The following is a 16342-nucleotide window of genomic DNA, read 5'->3' on the forward strand; positions in this document are numbered from 1 at the left end:
TCCCTATTGGCGCCCCCCCCCCCGCGGGGGGCCCGTCCACAGCTGTGGACGGGCCCGCCTCGGTGTTCCCGGACTCAGCCGGCCAGACCGGAGGCGCCGGCGACGGCCGCCACCGGGCCCGCTACGGCGGGGGCGGACCCGGCGAGGGCCGTGCCCACGCTCTCGTCGGCGGCGACGGCGCCGCGCTCGGCCTGCTGGAGGGTCTCGGTCGGGTTGTCCGTCAGGTCGATCACCTGGCTGACGGCGTCCCCGCCGGGAAAGCCCTCGGGGGCGTCCGCCGCGTGCGCGGCGATCGGGGCGACGGACAGGGCGGCACCGGCCAGGGTGAGGGCGGTCAGCGTGCGCTTCAGGGGGCTCATGGGCTTCATGCCGAGATCAACGACACCGACCCACCGGGGTTTCTGCCCGTCCCCGACCCGGCCGTCCCCGACCCGGCCGTCCGGAGCGGGCGGACCCACCGCGCGGCGCGGACGCACGGATGCCCGGCACCCCCCGGAGGAACGGGGGGTGCCGGGCATCCGGCGACACGACACGGCTGGGTGGGGCAGAGGGCTCGGCTCAGTCCTCCACGACCAGGGACGGCGTCTCCTTGGTCAGGACCTCGCCCCGGAAGAAGGCCGGGCTCCGACGCTCGGTGACGATCATGATGACGAGGCCGAGGGCCAGCAGCCCCACCCCGATCACGAAGACGCTGCCGACTCCGAGCACGGTCGAACCGGAGCCGTACGCGGGGTCCCACATGTCGAAGAGGGTCTTGAAGAAGACCGCCGCGAGCAGCAGCCCGCCGAGCACGGGGAAGACGCCCTTGAAGAGCAGGTCGCGGCCGGAGCGGCGGAGCTCGCCGCGGAAGTACCAGGCGCAGGCGAAGGCCGTCAGGGAGTAGTAGAAGCAGATCATCAGGCCCAGCGCGAAGATCGTGTCCGTGAGGACGTTCTCGCTGACCAGGGTCATGATCGTGTAGAAGGCACCGGTGGCGACGCCCGCCATGATCGTGGCGCGTCCGGGGGTCTTGAACCGCGGGTGGACCTTGGCGTAGGAGGGCGGCAGCGCCTCGTACGTGGACATGGCCAGGACGGTGCGGGCCACCGGGATGAAGGTGGTCTGGAGCGAGGCCGTGGCGGAGGCCAGCACGGCGACGAAGAGCAGGATGCCGAGGACGGGGCCCATCACGGGGCCGGCGAGGGCGGCGAAGACGTTGTCGGAGGTCTCCGGGTTGGCGAGGCCGAGGCCCTTGTCGCCGGAGCCGACGGCCATCTGGGCGGCGACGCCGGTGGCCAGGTAGGAGCCGACGAGGACGACCATGGCGATCAGGGAGGCCCGGCCGGGGGTCTTCGCGGAGCCGGTGGTCTCCTCGTTGGTGGCCAGGCAGGCGTCCCAGCCCCAGTACATGAAGATCGAGAGGGAGAGTCCGGCGGTGAAGGCGGCCATGGACTCGACCGCGAAGGGGTTCATCCACTGCCAGGAGAAGTCCAGGCCGGTGTCGAAGGAGCCTGCGGCGGCCTTCTGGAAGGCCATGGCGACGAAGATCGCGAGGACGGCGAGCTGGAGGCCGACGAGGGCGTACTGGACGCCCTTGGTGGCGGTCATGCCCCGGTAGCTGATGGCGGTGGCCGCGGCGATCAGGGTGAGGCAGGTGACGATGTGGACGGCCTTGTTGTCGTCCAGGGCGGCGATCGAGGGGTTGTTCGTGATCTCCCCGGCGAGCAGCCAGAAGTAGGAGGTCGCGACGCCCGCGAGGTTGGACAGCACGATGATCGTCGCGATGACCAGGCCCCAGCCGCACATCCAGCCCACGCGGGGGCCGAAGGCCTTCACGGTCCAGGTGAAGGAGGTGCCGCAGTCGGGCATGGCCTTGTTGAGCTCGCGGTACGCGAAGGCGACCAGCAGCATCGGCAGGAAGCCCGCGAGGAAGACGGCGGGCATCTGGAGGCCGACCTCGCCGGCGGTGGAGCCGAGGGTGGAGGTCAGGCAGTAGACGGGCGCGACGGTGGAGATGCCGATGACCGCGGAGCCGACCAGACCGACGGAACCCTTGCCGAGCCCCTTGCCGCGGTAGTCGCCGCCGTCGGCGCCACCGCTTACCGTGTCTCCGACCTGGGGCCGCATGTCCAGCTGTGTCATGAGTCAGGACGGTAGACGGTGCGGTTTCCTTATCCGGAGGACTCAAGTCCACTTCTCCACACCCCAAAAGTCCTTGGAACTTGAGGGCGGAAGTGTTCACAAACCCGCAATGAAAGGTTCACGGCGCCACGGATCATCGTTTCGGCGAGCGCGGACCTCCGCTTCCGCCATACGGAAACCGCAGCCATGCCCGATTTGCCCCATTCAAAACTTTCCCGGTCAACTTTTGGGAAAGCGGCCCGCGCCCGTCCCCCGGATCTGCCGAGGAGCCCCGGACCCAAGCGGCGCTTGGGCCCGGGGCCGATCTCAGCCCGGCCAGACGATCGACTGGATCTCGCTGTAGGCGTGCAGCGCGTACGAGCCGACGTCCCGCCCGACCCCACTGCGCTTGAATCCGCCGAACGGCGCCTCCATGTTCCGGCCGATGGTGTTCACGCCCACCCCGCCGGCCCGCATCCGCCGGGCCACCCGGAAGGCCCGCGCCACGTCCCCCGACCACACGTAGCTGATCAGCCCGTAGTCGCTGTCGTTGGCCAGCGCGACCCCCTCCTCCTCGGTGTCGAAGGGCACCACCACGACCACCGGCCCGAAGATCTCCTCCCGGACCACCCGCATCCCGTTCGTGCAGTCCGCCAGCAGCGTCGGGGCCACGTAGAAGCCCTTCCCGTCGGCCCGTACCGCGGGCCGCTCGCCGCCCGCCACCACCCGGGCCCCCTCCTTGCGGCCCAGCTCCACGTACGACTCGATCCGGTCCCGGTGCGCCGCCGAGATCACCGGCCCGACCACCGTCCCCTTCTCGCCCGGCTCCCCCACCCGCATGAAGGACAGGTAGCCCGCCAGCTTCTCCAGCAGCGCGTCGTGCACCCCGCGCTGCACCAGCACCCGCGTCGGGGCCGTGCAGATCTGCCCCGAGTAGAAGGAGAAGGTCGTCCCGATGCCCATCACGGCCGCGTCCAGGTCGGCGTCCTCGAAGACCAGCGCCGCGCCCTTGCCGCCGAGCTCCATCAGCTGCCGCTTCATCGACCGGCCGCAGACCTCCGCGATCCGCTGCCCCACCTCCGTGGACCCGGTGAAACTGACCATGTCCACCTCCGGGGAGTCCACCGCCGCCTCGCCCACCTCCACCGAGGTGCCCGAGACCACGTTCACCACCCCCGGCGGCGCCCCGGCCTCCCGCAGCGCCTCCGCCATCCGGTACACCGACAGCGGGTCCTGCGGGGCCGGCTTGACCACCACCGTGTTCCCCATGGCCAGCGCCGGGGCCACCTTGCCCGCCGGGTTCGCCCACGGGTTGTTGTACGAGGTGATGCAGGTGACCACCCCGACCGGCTGGCGCACCTCCAACGCCCCCAACACGCTCGCCCGACCCATCGGCCCGGCCTCCGTGACCTGCGGCGGCAACCCCTTCTCCACCGGCTCCAGGGCCCCGCGCGCGTACCGTCGGAACCGCGACACCCCCACCCCGACCTGCATGCCCCGCGCGATCCCGGTCGGCGCCCCGCTCTCCGCCCGCGCCAACCGCGCCCACGGCTCGAACTCCCGCTGCATCACGTCCGCGGCCCGGTCCAGCACCGCCGCCCGCTCCTCCGGAGAGGTCCGCGACCAGTCCTCGAAGGCCGCCCGGGCCGCCTCGGCCGCCTGCTCCACCTGCCGCCGCGACGCCTCCGGGGCCAGCCCCACCACCGACTCGTCCCCCGGATCGACCACCTCGTAGTAGCCGCCCTCCGGGGCCGCCCACTCACCGCCGATGAACAGCGGCTGCTCCCTCGGATCGTGGATCACCGGGTGTTCACCGTCCTCGTGTCGCGCCCCGACCGCAGCACGATGCCCGGCACCGCCCCGGTCGGCACGTCCTCCCGCAGCGTCTCCACGCCGTTCACCCGCACCGAGACGATGCCCAACGCCTTCGAGTCCAGCCGCGGACTGTCCCCCGGCAGGTCGTGCACCAGCGTCGCCGGCCCCGCCTCGATCCGCTCCGGATCGAAGAGCACCAGGTCCGCGTGGTACCCCTCCACCACCCGGCCCCGCTCCCGCAGCCCGAACAGCCGCGCCGGATCGTCCGTCAACATCTGCACCGCCCGCTCCAACGGCACCAGCTTCCGACCCCGCAGACAGTCCCCCAGGAACCGCGTCGTGTACGGCGCCCCGCACATCCGGTCCAGGTGCGCCCCCGCGTCCGACCCGCCGAGGAGCACGTCCTCGTGCCGCCAGGTCTCCGCCCGCAGCGCCCAGCTCGCCGGGTCGTTGTCCGTCGGCATCGGCCACAGCACCGTGCGCAGGTCGTCGTTGGCGCAGATCTCCACCAGGCACTGGAAGGCGTCCTGCCCGCGCTCGGCGGCGATGTCCTCCACCACCCGGCCCGACAGGCCCTCGTTCTCCCGGCTGTAGGTGTCCCCGATGACGTACCGGCCGAAGCGCGCCAGCCGCCGGAACACCCCCGCCTCCTTGGAGTCGGCCCGCCGCAGCAGCTCCGCCCGCACCTCCGGGTCCCGCAGCCGGGCGATCCGCTCCGGCACCGGCAGCCCCAGCACCTCGCCCCAGCCGGGGATGAGGTTCAGGGCGCAGAAGGTGCCCAGGGACATGTTCATCGGCGTCAGGATGGGCATGGTCAGCGCCACGATCCGGCCGCCCGCCTTCCGGGCCCGTTCGCTCGGCACCAGCTGCCGGGGCACCCGCTCGGGCACCGAGGCGTCCACGGTGAGCACGTTCCAGTTCAACGGCCGCCCGGCCGCCGCGCTCATCTCCACGAAGAGGTCGATCTCCTCGTCCGCGAACTGGTCCAGGCAGCCCGCGACGATCGCCTCCAACTGGGTGCCCTCGTGCTCCCCGACCGCCCGCGACAGCGCCAGCAGCTCCTCGGGGCGGGCGTGTCGGGAGGCCACCGGGGCGCCGTCGCCGTCCGAGTGGGTGGCGGACTGCGTGGTCGACAGCCCCCAGGCCCCCGCCTCCATCGCCGCGTGCAGCAGCCCCACCATCGCGTCGAGCTGGGCGGGGGTCGGCTGCCCGCCGACGGCGTCCGCTCCCATCACGTGCCGGCGGAGCGCGCAGTGCCCCACCATGAAGCCCGCGTTGACGGCGATCCGCCCGTCCAGGGCGTCCAGGTACTCCCCGAAGGTGTGCCAGCTCCAGTCCACGCCCTCTTCGAGCGCGGTCAGCGACATCCCCTCGACCTTGCTCATCATCCGGCGCGTGTAGTCGGCGTCCTCGGGCCGGTCCGGGTGCAGCGGCGCCAGCGTGAACCCGCAGTTGCCTCCGGCGACCGTGGTCACCCCGTGGTTCATGGAGGGCGTGGCGTACGGGTCCCAGAACAGCTGCGCGTCGTAGTGGGTGTGCGGGTCCACGAAGCCGGGGCAGAGCACCAGCCCGGTGGCGTCCTCGGTGGTCCGGGCCTCCTCGGAGACCCCGCCGGGCGGGGCCACGACCGCGATGCGGCCGTCCCGTATCCCGACGTCCGCGAGGCGGCCCGGGGAGCCGGTGCCGTCGACGACGGTGGCCCCTTTGATCAGGTGGTCGAGCATGGCGTCCCTTCCTGGCGAGTCGTCCCCGGGGTGGGGCGGGGGGTGTGCACCCGGCGTACGAGGGCCCCGGTCGGGGCCCGCCGGGCCGGCCGCGGCCTGGACGGGCTCCGGCCGGGGCCGGTTCGGGACGACGGTCCGGGAAGACGCCGCCCCTGCTCTTGATGCCTCCGAGAATCCGGCCCCGCGAGGCGGAATCCAGCCCCGCGAGGGAAAATCCAGCCCCGCCGGCGCTTGAGGCGCGGGGGTCCGGGGGCGGAGCCCCCGATCGGTGACCGGCACCCGCCCACGAACGGCAGCCCCCCACCCCTCAGGCCCTGCCGGCCCGAGGCGTCGGTCAGGACTCCGCGGCCTCCCTGAACCGCGTGGTCCGGTGCACCGGATCGGTGTCGATCACGGGGATCACGTGCTCCCCGATCAACCGGATCGTGTTCATGGTGTCCTCCGGGGACACCCCGGTCGGCAGCCCGAAGGACAGCTGGTCGGCCCCCGCCCGCTCCCACCTCTGGCACTGGGCGAGGACTTCGCTCGGGTCGCCGCAGATCAGCAGCTCCTCGGCGATGAGCAGCTCGATGATCTCGGCGTTGTACTCGGGCAGGATCTCGGGCCACTGCGGGATCGCCTCGGGCCGCGGGAAGGTGTCGTGGTAGCGGAACACCAGGGACTGGAAGCGGTTCATATTCGCGTTGACGGCGATCTCCACCGCCTTGTCGTGGGTCTCCGCGCAGATCGCGGTGGAGGTGACCATCACGTTGTCGTTGACGAAGGCCCCGATCGCCTTGGCCTCCTGGATGGCGGTCTTGTACTGCTCCAGCACCCACTCCATGTCGGAGACCTTCTGGACGCTGAAGCCGAGGACGCCGAGCCCCTTCTTGGCGGCCATCGCGTACGAGGAGGGGGAGCCCGCCGCGTACCACATGGCCGGGTGGGCCTTCCCGTACGGCTTGGGGAAGATCTTCCGCGGCGGCAGCGACCAGTGCTTGCCCTGGAACCCCTCGTATTCCTCCTGGAGGAACATCTTGGGGAACTCCGCGATGGTCTCCTCCCAGATCTCCTTGGTGTGGTTCATGTCGGTGATGCCGGGGAGGAAGCCGAGGATCTCGTGGCTGCCCGCGCCGCGGCCGGTGCCGAACTCGAAGCGTCCCTTGGAGAGGTGGTCGAGCATGGTGACCTTCTCGGCGACCTTCACCGGGTGGTTCACCGGGGCGAGCGGGTTGAAGATGCCGGAGCCGAGGTGGATCCGCTCGGTGGCGTGCGCGAGGTAGGCGAGGAAGACCTCGTTGGCGGAGAGGTGCGAGTACTCCTCCAGGAAGTGGTGCTCGGAGGCCCAGGCGTACTTGAAGCCGGACTTGTCGGCCTGGATGACGTACTCGGTCTCCTCGATCAGCGCCTTGTGCTCTGCCTCGGGGTCGACCTTGGACCGCGCCTCAGGAACGTATCCCTGCACGAAGAGCCCGAATTCCAAGGGGGTTCACCGTCCTTAAGTTTCTGACAGTCCGTCAGATCGATGTGCCTGACTGTTCCACCACGGGCCGGGAGCGTCAATACCTGACACCCCATCAGCTACCTTGCTCGCATTCCGACCGCCGGGGAGCACCCCACCCCAGCCGCATTCCAGCCCCGCCGGCGTTCGAGGCGCACCGGGCGCGGAGCGGCCGGGTCAGGGAGAAGGCCGCGCGCAGCGGCCCACCCTCAGAGAATGCTCACCCCCGCCATCCACCCCCCGTCGATCACGAACGGCTGCCCGGTCACGTACGAGGAGTCCTCGCAGCTCAGGAAGAGGGCCAGCCGCGCCACCTCCTCCGGCCGCCCGGGCCGCCCCAGCGGCACCACCTTCCGGTAGAGGGCCGCCATCGCCTCGGCGGCCTCCGGGGAGGGCCCGTCCGGGTCCAGCAGCGCCGGGTTCGCCATCGGGGTGTCCACGGCCCCCGGGCAGACGGCGTTCACCCGGATCCCCTTCGCGGCCAGCTCCAGCGCGGCCACCCGTGTCATCCCGACCACGGCGGCCTTCGTCGCGGCGTAGGCGCCCACGAAGGCCATGCCCGTCAGCCCGGTGTAGGAGGAGGTGTTCACCACGGTGCCGCCGCCGGCCGCCTCGATCTCCGGGGCCACCGCCTTCAACCCCAGGAAGGTGCCGATCTGGTTGACCCGCACCAGCAGCTCGTACTCCTCCAGCGGGGTGGCGGTCAGCTCGTTGAAGCGGAGGATCCCGGCGTTGTTCACCAGCCCGTCGATCTTCCCGAACTGCTCCTTGGCCACCGCCACGGCGGCCGCCCAGTCCTCCTCCCGGCCGACGTCCAGGTGCGCGTACCGCACCCGCTCCTTGCCCACGGCCTCGGCGATCTCCCCGGCCACCCGCTCGCCGGGCTCGTCGAGCACGTCCGCCAGCAGCACCCGCGCCCCCTCCGCGGCGAACAGCCGGGCCTCCTGCTCGCCCTGCCCGCGCGCCGCCCCGGTGATCACGAACACCCGTCCGTCGAGCTTTCCCACGCCCATGGCGTCCTCCCGTCAGTCGTTGAGCAGCGGGCCGACCTCGGCCCCGAACGCCGTGATCTGGTCCACCAGTTCCTGCCGGTCGCGGCTGCGGAAGCGGACCTGGATCTGGTCCACGCCCAGCTCGGCGTACCCGCGCAGGGACTCGGCCAGCCGCTCCGGCTTGCCGGTCAGGGTGCGGCGGCCGGTGTCCCAGCCGGGCTCGCCCACGTACAGGGCCTCGGTGATGGCGCCGATCTCCATCGGCTCGGTGATCCCGGCCTCCTCGCGGAGCTGCCGGATCCGGGCGATCCGATCGGGCAGCCGGTCCCGCGGATCGCCCTGCGGCAGCCAGCCGTCCCCGCGGACCGCGGCCCGGCGCACGGCGGGTGCCGAGGAACCGCCCACCCACACCGGTACCCGCTCCTGCGCGGGTCGGGGCAGCTGCCCCAGGTCCCGGAAGCCGAACCGGGCCCCCTCGAACTCCGGGAACTCCTCCGGCCCGAGGGCCGCCCGCAGCGCGTCCAGGCACTCGTCGAGCACCGCCCCGCGCCGCTCGAAGTCCACGCCCAGCACCTCGAACTCCTCCTGCACGTGCCCCGCCCCGACCCCGAGGATCAGACGGCCGCCGCTGAGGTGGTCGAGGGTGGCGTACTGCTTGGCACTGAGCAGCGGGTGGCGCAGCGCGACGATCGCCACGTGGCTGAGCAGACGGACGTGCTCGGTGACGGCGGCGAGGTACCCGAGGGTGGCCACCGGGTCGTACCAGACCGTGCTCATGGCGGCCGCGAGCCGCCGGGGTATCGCCACGTGGTCGCACGAGGCGAGGTACCCGAAGCCGGAGCGGTCCGCGGCCCGCGCCACGGCCACCAGGTCGGCGGGCCCGGCGCCCGCCTCCCAGGGCTCCGCGTAGATCGAACTCTGCGACTGCACGGGCAACTGCATCCCGTAGACGAGCCGCCCTTCCGGGAACACACGGGCCATGACGCCCTCCTCCTGACGCGGGGTCACCACTGCGCTGCGCGGCCCATCCTGAAACCTGACGGCCCATCAGACAAGGGGGGCGCGGCCGGGGCCCTCCCCGGGACCGGGCGCGGAGCGGCCGGGTCACCACGGCAGCGGGGCGCGGGGACGGCCCGGGTGCTCCGCCCGGCTCCACCCGGCACCGCTCGGAGAACCCGCCCGGAACGGGCACCGGCTTCGGGCCGACGGCTCGGTGACGGCCGACATCCGGTACTTGCCGGGCCCCGTTCCGCGTGGGGCAATGGGGCCATGACCGCAACCGTGCCGTCCCGCCGCCGCCCGGCCCGGATCCTCCTCCCGGCCGTCCTCGCCCTGGCCGCGCTCGTCACCCCGGGCCCGGCGGCGGCCCCGAGCGCCGCACCCACCCCGGCCGGCACCACGTCCGGCGCCCAGGCCGGTCCTTCGGTCACCGACTCGCCGGCGGGAGCCCACCTCACGGGCACCCACCGGGCCGGCACCCGACAGCCCGGTGCCCCGGCCCCCGGCCGCCTCCTCGCGGTGCGCCGCCTCAGCGGCTCCGTACCCGCCGGAGCCCAGGGCTGGCAGCTCACCTTCACCACCCGCACCACCACCGGGCAGCCCACGACGGGCAGCGCCTTCGTCCTGGCCCCCGCCCGGCCCCCCGCCGGGGAACGCCCCGTCATCCTCTGGACCCACGGCACCACCGGCCTGGCCCGCCGCTGCGAGCCCTCGGTCTCCGCGGATCTCACCCACAAGACGGCCGCCGTGCCGCAGGCGCTGGCGCGGGGCTGGGTCCTCGTCGCCCCCGACTACCGAGGCCCGGACGGAGCGACCCCGGTCCCCTACCTGCTCGGCCCCGGAGAGGCGTACGTCGCCCTGGACGCGGCGCGGGCGGCCCGTGCCTTCACCGGGCTGCGGCTCTCCGCCGACACCGTGGTCTGGGGGTACTCCCAGGGCGGGCACGCGGCCCTGTGGACGGCGCGACTGGCCCGCTCGTACGCGCCGGTGCTGCGCATCCGCGGGGTAGCCGCCCTGGCTCCGGTGACCGCCCTGCCGGCGCAGGTCGACGACTGGCGGACGGAGCCGATCGAGCGGGTGCTCGTCTCGTACGCGCTGCTCGCCTACGGTCGGACGTACCCGGAGGTCCGCGTCGAGGACCACGTCCGGGCCGACGCGCGGGAGAAGGTTCGCGCCGTGGCTTCCGGATGCATCTCCGACCCGGCGGAGGCCGCCCGGATGGCGGACACCCTCCGCGGCCCGGAGGTCTTCACCCGGGCGCCCTCGACGGGCGCCCTCGGCACCCGCCTGCGGGAGCACACGGCCACGGCGGCGACCGGCGGCGCACCGGTGCTGGTGGCCCAGGGCGGGGGCGACGGAGTCGTGCGGCCGGACGCCACCAGGGCCTGGGCCAGGGCCGAATGCGCGGCGGGACGACGCCTCGAACTGCGGGAGTACCCAGAGGTGACGCACGGGGGCCTCCTCGTGGATTCCAGCGGGGTGCCCGCGGCTCTGACCGAGTGGACCGAGGCCCGCCTGCGCGGCGCCCCACCCACCCCGACCTGCTGACCGAGCACTCCGGGCCGGGCCGGCCGGGCCCGTGGCCGAGCCGCCGTCACCGGGGCGCTCCGACACGGACCGCACCGCCTCCGAGGAGGTACCCCTCCCCACCGGGTGCGGCGCGGGGCGTGACATCATTCCGGGGCCTTCGGCACCTTCGCGACGCGTTCGTGCCGATCGACCAGTACCTGCACAACCGGGGGGAATCACCCATGAGCTTCATCAAGCGCGCCCTCGCGGCCACCGCCGCGACCGTCGCCCTCGCCGTCACCGGCGCCACCGCCGGCACGGCCACCGCCGCCGGCAACCCGGCCGGCACCGGCCAGGACGCCGCCGCCGCCCAGCTGCGCGCGGCCGTCTCGGCGCCGGCCGCCACCGCCTTCGGCCCGGCCGGCGACGTGGCGACGCCCACCTTCCCGATGACCGCCATCGAGAAGAAGTCCGGCAGCCGCTACTACCTCTACGAGCCGAACGGCGACGGCGGCTTCGCCAAGCGCAAGTACGTCGGCGACTTCGACTACATCCCGAAGCTCGTCATGAACGTGGACCACGACCGCGACGGCCTCGGCGACGGCAGCTGGTTCACCGGCCCCGACGGCGTCCTGTACTTCTTCGGCGAGTACGACATCGACGCCAACGTCATCGGCCGCGGCTGGAACGCGTACACCAAGGTCCTCTCCCCCGGCACCCTCGGCGGCGCCAAGGAGGCCGACATCCTGGCCGTGGACAAGGCCGGTGTGCTGTGGCTGTACCTCGGCTACGTCGACGGCCGCGTGACCTCCCGCATCAAGGTCGGCGCGGGCTGGGGCGGCTTCACCCAGATCGCCGGCCAGGGCGACCTGACCATGGACGGCAAGGCCGACATCGTGGCCCGCGACAAGGCCGGCGTGCTGTGGCTGTACGCGGGCACCGGCAACCCGAAGGCCCCGTTCGCCGCGAAGAAGAAGATCGGCGCCGGCTGGAACGGCTTCGACCGCGTCTTCTCCATCGGCGACCTCGACTTCGACGGCGTCTCCGACCTGATCGCCCGCACCCCCAAGGGCGACCTGATGCGCTACTCCGGCACCGGCAACGCGAGCATCCCGTTCGCCAAGCCGGTCAAGATCGGCACCGGCTACCAGATCTACTCCGAGATCCGCTGACCCGATCCGCCCCCGGCCGGCACCGCCCGGCGCCGGCCGGACGGCGGAGTCCCGACGTCACGCGTCACGTGCCAGGCACGGGCGTCACGCGTGACGCGTGACGCGTGACGCGTGACGCCTCAGTGGCCCTTGGGGCCCATCACCACCACCGGGTGCTGAGCGGGGTCCAGGGTCTCCAGCAGTTTCATCATCCCGGCGGCCGGCAGGCCCACGCAGCCCTGTGACGGGCCGTCGTGGTCCACGTGCAGCCAGATGTTCCCGCCCTTGGCCTCACCCTCCGGTTTGGTGGGGTCCAGGGGCGAGGTGCCCGCCACGCGGTTGTAGTCGATGGCGATGACGTAGTCGAACGAACCCTCCAGCGACTCCCCCTCCACCCCGCGCCCGCCGGCCACGAAGGCGTCCTGGTGGTCGTAGGGCAGCCGGGTCCCCGGCGGCTCCGGGAGCAGCCCGCCGGCGTCGGTCAGCGAGAACACCCCCACGGGTGACTGGAGCCCGCCGTACGACCGGTCCTCCGACCACCCCTTCGCGCCGTTGCGGGCGTGCCAGCTGTCCCCCGCGTCCCAGTCCGGGGAGCCCGGCTCCCGCGTGTACAGGGTGACCTTCGCGTACGAGGAGTCCGCCGCCTCCCCCGTCACCAGCACCACCTGCCGGGAGTCCTTCGGGATCCTGGCCCGGGTGGCCTCGCTGATGTCCGGGAGCTGTCGTGGCCGGTGCGCGCTCCGGGCGCTCCGCGCGTCGTCGCCGGCGCCGTCGCCGTGCGGCAGCGCGCCGGCTCTGCCGTCCACCTGTGCCGACAGCTGACGGGTGCCGTCGCCGTGGGCGGCGACCACCCACCCCCCGGCGACGACGAAGACGGCCCCGGCGGCGGCCGTGTAGACCAGCCGCCGGCCGCGGCGGGTGAGGCGCGATCGGATCCGGGCGTGCTTGCTCATCGTCACAAACGTACACATAACACTTGGAAAACGCTCCGGCGTTCAACCGGTTCCGTGACGGAACGTTCAATCAGCGCCCCTCCGCCCCGTCCGGCCCCCTCCCCCGCATGCCCCGGGACCGGATCCCGACCCCACCCCGTTTTCGCACACGTTTCTGTACGAGTCGGGTAGCTGTACACCGCCCCCGACGACTCGTGACGATGCGCCGGGGAGGTGACGGCCATGTCACACATCGTGAGTGTCGGCGAGCACGACCCGGAGGAGGACGAGGACGGCCAGGACCACGAACTGCGCAGCTTCGGACGGCTCGTCAAGGTGTTCCGCCTCAAGAGCGACCTGACCCAGGAGGAGCTGGCCGGGGAGGTCCGGTACTCCGTCCAGTACGTGGGCTCCGTGGAGCAGGGCCGCCGGTTCCCCTCCGAGCACTTCGCCAAGCTGGTGGAGAAGCGGCTCGCGACCACGGGCGTCATCCTGGCCGCGTACCGCGAGGTGAACAGCCGCCGCGGCCTCGCCTCCTGGTTCCGCCGCTGGGCCAAGCTGGAGGACTCGGCCGTCACCCTGCACACGTACGAGTCCCGGGTCGCGCCCGGCCTGCTCCAGACGGAGGCGTACGCCCGCGCCCTGATCGCGGACGTGCTGCCGCCCCCGACCCCCTCGAAGGCGGACTCGCTGCTGACCGCCCGGATGGCCCGCCACCAGTTACTGCACCGGACCCCCTACACCGTCTTCAGCTTCATCGTGGACCAGTCCGTCATCGACCGCCGCACCGGCGGCGAGGAGGTCACGGCGGGCCTCATCGACCACCTGCTGGAGTGCGCCCGCCTCCCGAACGTGGACCTCCAGCTGATCCCGCGCGTGTGCCCGCAGCATGCGGGGCTGGGGGGACCGTTCTGCCTCATGGAAACCGCTGAGCACGACTGGTTCGGATACGCCGAAGGACAGCAATCCGGCTGGGTTCTGACGGAACCGAAGGACATCAGTGTGCTCCGTCAGAGGTATGGGAAACTGCGCATCCAGGCCCTCAATCCCGCGGACAGCGCGGACCTGCTGATGCGATTGCGAGGCGAACTATGAGCGTTTCTGCTCTTCGGTGGTTCAAGAGCAGCTACAGCAGCGGCCAGGGTGACGACTGTGTGGAAGTCGCCCTGACCTGGCGGAAGTCCTCCTACAGCAGCGGGGACGGCGACAACTGCGTGGAGGTCGCCCTCCCCTGGCACAAGTCCTCCTACAGCAGCGGGGACGGCGACGACTGTGTCGAGGTCGCCCCCTGTGCGGAGGCCGTGCACGTGCGGGACTCCAAGGTGCCCGAGGGGCCCCGGTTCGCGGTGGGCGCGCCGGCGTGGACGGCGTTCCTGGGGAGCGTCACCCGCTAGGGGTGGGCGCGGGCTCGAAGGAGTCCGCGTTCAGGACGAGGAAGCCGCCCTCGGGGAGGCAGGCGGGGTCGAGACCGCGGACCGCCCGCTTCACCCGGGGGTCGTCGGGCTTCCAGAAGGTGCCGCCGGCCTTGATGCCGTCCCCGGCGAGGATGCCGCCGAAGCCGGGTACGTCCACGCCGTGGCGGCTGTCGCGCACGACGGGCTCCACGCCGTCCGGCCAGACCGCCGCGGCCACGTAATCGCGCTCGGCCCGTTTCCCGCTGACCACCAGGCACCTTCCGGCGGCCCGGTACTCCAGCTTCCCCGCGACCGCCGCGTCGGGGGCGAGGGCCTGCCGGTGGACGAGGATCCGGGGCTCGCCACCGATGGCGGTGACGGGACCGTCCCGGCCGAGGTCGGCTCCGCCGTTCCCCGCGTCCCCGGATCGGCTGCACCCGGGAAGGGCGAGGAGCGCCGCCGCCACCGCCAGGCACAGGGCGGCGGTGGCCGGTGTCTTCTTCGAGGTCATGCGGGCATGATCCCGGAACGGCGCTCGTACGCGCACCCGATTCCCGCATCCGTTCCGCAGGCCACGGCGGGTCCGGGGCAGGGCGGTCAGGGTCCGGGCCAGAGGCCGTCGGGGGTGAGGCCCAGGAGGTCGATGGCGTTGCCGCGGACGATGCGGTCGACGGTCTCCGGGTCGAGGTGGGCCATCTGGGACTCGCCGACCTCGCGGGACTTGGGCCAGGTGGAGTCGGAGTGCGGGTAGTCCGTCTCGTAGAGGACGTTGGCGGCGCCGATGGCGTCGAGGTTCCGCAGGCCGAAGGGGTCGTCGAAGAAGCAGCCGAAGACGTGCTCGGCGAAGAGCTCCGAGGGCGGCCGGGTGACCTTGTCGGCGACCCCGCCCCAGGCCCGGTTCTCCTCCCAGACCACGTCGGCGCGCTCCAGGATGTACGGGATCCAGCCGATCTGGCCCTCCGCGTACATGATCTTGAGGCGGGGGAAGCGTTCGAACTTCCCGCTCATCAGCCAGTCCACCATCGAGAAGCAGCAGTTGGCGAAGGTGATGGTGGAGCCGACGGCCGGCGGGGCGTCCGCGGAGGTGGACGGCATCCGGCTGGAGGAGCCGATGTGCATGGCGATGACCGTGCCGGTCTCGTCGCAGGCCCGCAGGAAGGGGTCCCAGGCGTCGGTGTGCACCGAGGGCAGGCCCAGGTGCGGGGGTATCTCCGAGAAGGCCACGGCGCGGACGCCGCGGGCGGCGTTCCGCCGGACCTCGGCGGCGGCCAGCTCGGCGTCCCAGAGGGGGATGAGGGTGAGGGGGATCAGCCGGCCCCCCGCCTCGGGGCCGCACCACTCCTCCACCATCCAGTCGTTGTACGCCCGGACCCCGAGCAGGCCGAGTTCCCGGTCCTTGGCCTCGGTGAAGGTCTGGCCGCAGAAACGGGGGAAGGTCGGGAAGCAGAGGGCGGACTGGACGTGGTTCACGTCCATGTCCGCCAGGCGGTCGGGCACCAGGAAGGAGCCCGGGCGCATCTGCTCGTAGGTGATCACTTCGAGCTTGATCTCGTCGCGGTCGTAGCCGACGGCGGTGTCGAGACGGGTGAGGGGCCGGTGCAGGTCCTCGTAGACCCACCAGTCCCCGATCGGACCGTCGTCGCCCGGGGCGCCCATGACCGGGGCGAACTTGCCGCCCAGGAAGGTCATCTCCTTGAGGGGGGCGCGGACGACGCGGGGGCCGACGTCCTTGTACTTGGCGGGGAGGCGGTCCTGCCAGACATGCGGCGGCTCGACCGTGTGGTCGTCGACCGAGATGATTTTCGGGAAGGGGGTCATGGGAGCACGGTAGCGGGAATCTGACGAACCGTCAGTAAGTGTGCGGGGCGGATCGGGGTGCGCTCAAACGCCGCGCGGGCTGGATTCGGGCTCGCGTCCGCCGCCGGGTGCGGCTACACGATGCGCTCAAACGCCGCGCGGGCTGGATCGGGGCTCGCGTGCGCGGTCGGCCGCGGGCCAAAGACGCGCTCAAACGCCGCGCGGGCTGGATTCGGGCTCGCCTGCGCCGCCGGGTGCGGCTTCACGATGCGCTCAAACGCCGCGCGGGCTTGGTTGTGGCTGAGCTGAGCTGAGAGTGCGGGCCCCGGGCCGCAGCCGAACGCCAATAGCAGCACATCTCAGCCCCGCCGGCGATTGAGGCGGAAAGGCCGCGGTAGCGGCATGCCCTTGCCCGAGGGCGACAGACCACACCCACCACGATCCAGCCC

14 protein-coding genes are annotated in these 16342 nt (G+C 72.4%); 4 read left to right on the top strand and 10 right to left on the bottom strand.

Going from position 1 to position 16342, the window contains the following annotated elements; translation table 11 throughout:
* Window positions 1-74: 74 nt before the first annotated feature.
* From ABTZ17_RS18935 to ABTZ17_RS18965, 7 genes are all read right to left on the bottom strand, one after another.
* Complete coding sequence (locus tag ABTZ17_RS18935) at window positions 75-359, bottom strand: hypothetical protein (RefSeq protein WP_352196787.1); 285 nt, start codon at window positions 357-359, stop codon at window positions 75-77.
* Between the two features lie 199 nt (window positions 360-558).
* Window positions 559-2121 (bottom strand): APC family permease, encoded by a 1563-nt coding sequence (locus ABTZ17_RS18940; RefSeq protein WP_352196788.1) that lies wholly within the window; start codon window positions 2119-2121, stop codon window positions 559-561.
* A 306-nt stretch (window positions 2122-2427) separates the two neighbouring features.
* Entirely contained in the window at window positions 2428-3903 is a 1476-nt protein-coding gene (locus ABTZ17_RS18945; protein WP_352196789.1) for an aldehyde dehydrogenase family protein, read from the bottom strand.
* Window positions 3900-5639 (bottom strand): N-acyl-D-amino-acid deacylase family protein, encoded by a 1740-nt coding sequence (locus ABTZ17_RS18950; RefSeq protein WP_352196790.1) that lies wholly within the window; start codon window positions 5637-5639, stop codon window positions 3900-3902. Before ABTZ17_RS18950 ends, ABTZ17_RS18945 begins: the two co-directional genes overlap by 4 nt.
* Window positions 5640-5973: 334 nt before the next feature.
* Window positions 5974-7101 carry an LLM class flavin-dependent oxidoreductase gene (locus ABTZ17_RS18955; protein WP_352196791.1) on the bottom strand — a complete coding sequence of 376 codons (1128 nt, stop codon included), beginning with the start codon at window positions 7099-7101 and terminating at the stop codon, window positions 5974-5976.
* 227 nt (window positions 7102-7328) lie between these two features.
* Window positions 7329-8126, bottom strand: coding sequence for an SDR family NAD(P)-dependent oxidoreductase (locus tag ABTZ17_RS18960; RefSeq protein WP_352196819.1), 798 nt, complete (start codon window positions 8124-8126; stop codon window positions 7329-7331).
* An 18-nt stretch (window positions 8127-8144) separates the two neighbouring features.
* Window positions 8145-9092, bottom strand: a complete 948-nt coding sequence (locus tag ABTZ17_RS18965) for an LLM class F420-dependent oxidoreductase (RefSeq protein WP_352196792.1) — start codon at window positions 9090-9092, stop codon at window positions 8145-8147.
* A 288-nt stretch (window positions 9093-9380) separates the two neighbouring features.
* Here ABTZ17_RS18965 and ABTZ17_RS18970 point away from each other — a divergent pair, with 288 nt between their 5' ends.
* Window positions 9381-10658 (top strand): alpha/beta fold hydrolase, encoded by a 1278-nt coding sequence (locus ABTZ17_RS18970; RefSeq protein ID WP_352196793.1) that lies wholly within the window; start codon window positions 9381-9383, stop codon window positions 10656-10658.
* 203 nt (window positions 10659-10861) lie between these two features.
* Window positions 10862-11791, top strand: a complete 930-nt coding sequence (locus tag ABTZ17_RS18975; protein WP_352196794.1) for an FG-GAP-like repeat-containing protein — start codon at window positions 10862-10864, stop codon at window positions 11789-11791.
* Between the two features lie 119 nt (window positions 11792-11910).
* Here the strand turns inward: ABTZ17_RS18975 and ABTZ17_RS18980 are convergent, their stop codons facing one another.
* Window positions 11911-12723: a hypothetical protein gene (locus ABTZ17_RS18980; protein WP_352196795.1), complete on the bottom strand. Its 813-nt coding sequence runs from the start codon at window positions 12721-12723 to the stop codon at window positions 11911-11913.
* Between the two features lie 222 nt (window positions 12724-12945).
* Here ABTZ17_RS18980 and ABTZ17_RS18985 point away from each other — a divergent pair, with 222 nt between their 5' ends.
* Window positions 12946-13797, top strand: coding sequence for a helix-turn-helix domain-containing protein (locus ABTZ17_RS18985; protein WP_352196796.1), 852 nt, complete (start codon window positions 12946-12948; stop codon window positions 13795-13797).
* Window positions 13794-14096, top strand: a complete 303-nt coding sequence (locus tag ABTZ17_RS18990; RefSeq protein WP_352196797.1) for a DUF397 domain-containing protein — start codon at window positions 13794-13796, stop codon at window positions 14094-14096. The genes ABTZ17_RS18985 and ABTZ17_RS18990 overlap by 4 nt, the downstream gene beginning before the upstream one ends.
* Here ABTZ17_RS18990 and ABTZ17_RS18995 read toward each other — a convergent pair.
* Together ABTZ17_RS18995 and ABTZ17_RS19000 are read right to left on the bottom strand one after the other, a co-directional pair.
* A complete protein-coding gene (locus tag ABTZ17_RS18995; protein ID WP_352196798.1) occupies window positions 14086-14607 on the bottom strand; it encodes a hypothetical protein in 522 nt (173 codons plus the stop codon). The two genes, ABTZ17_RS18990 and ABTZ17_RS18995, sit on opposite strands and share 11 nt — an antisense overlap.
* A gap of 86 nt (window positions 14608-14693) precedes the next feature.
* On the bottom strand, window positions 14694-15914 hold the full coding sequence (locus ABTZ17_RS19000; protein WP_352196799.1) for an amidohydrolase family protein: 1221 nt from the start codon (window positions 15912-15914) through the stop codon (window positions 14694-14696).
* Between the last annotated feature and the right edge of the window lie 428 nt (window positions 15915-16342).

The sequence above is a fragment of the Streptomyces sp. NPDC097619 genome, assembly GCF_040302735.1.
Lineage (GTDB): Bacteria > Actinomycetota > Actinomycetes > Streptomycetales > Streptomycetaceae > Streptomyces.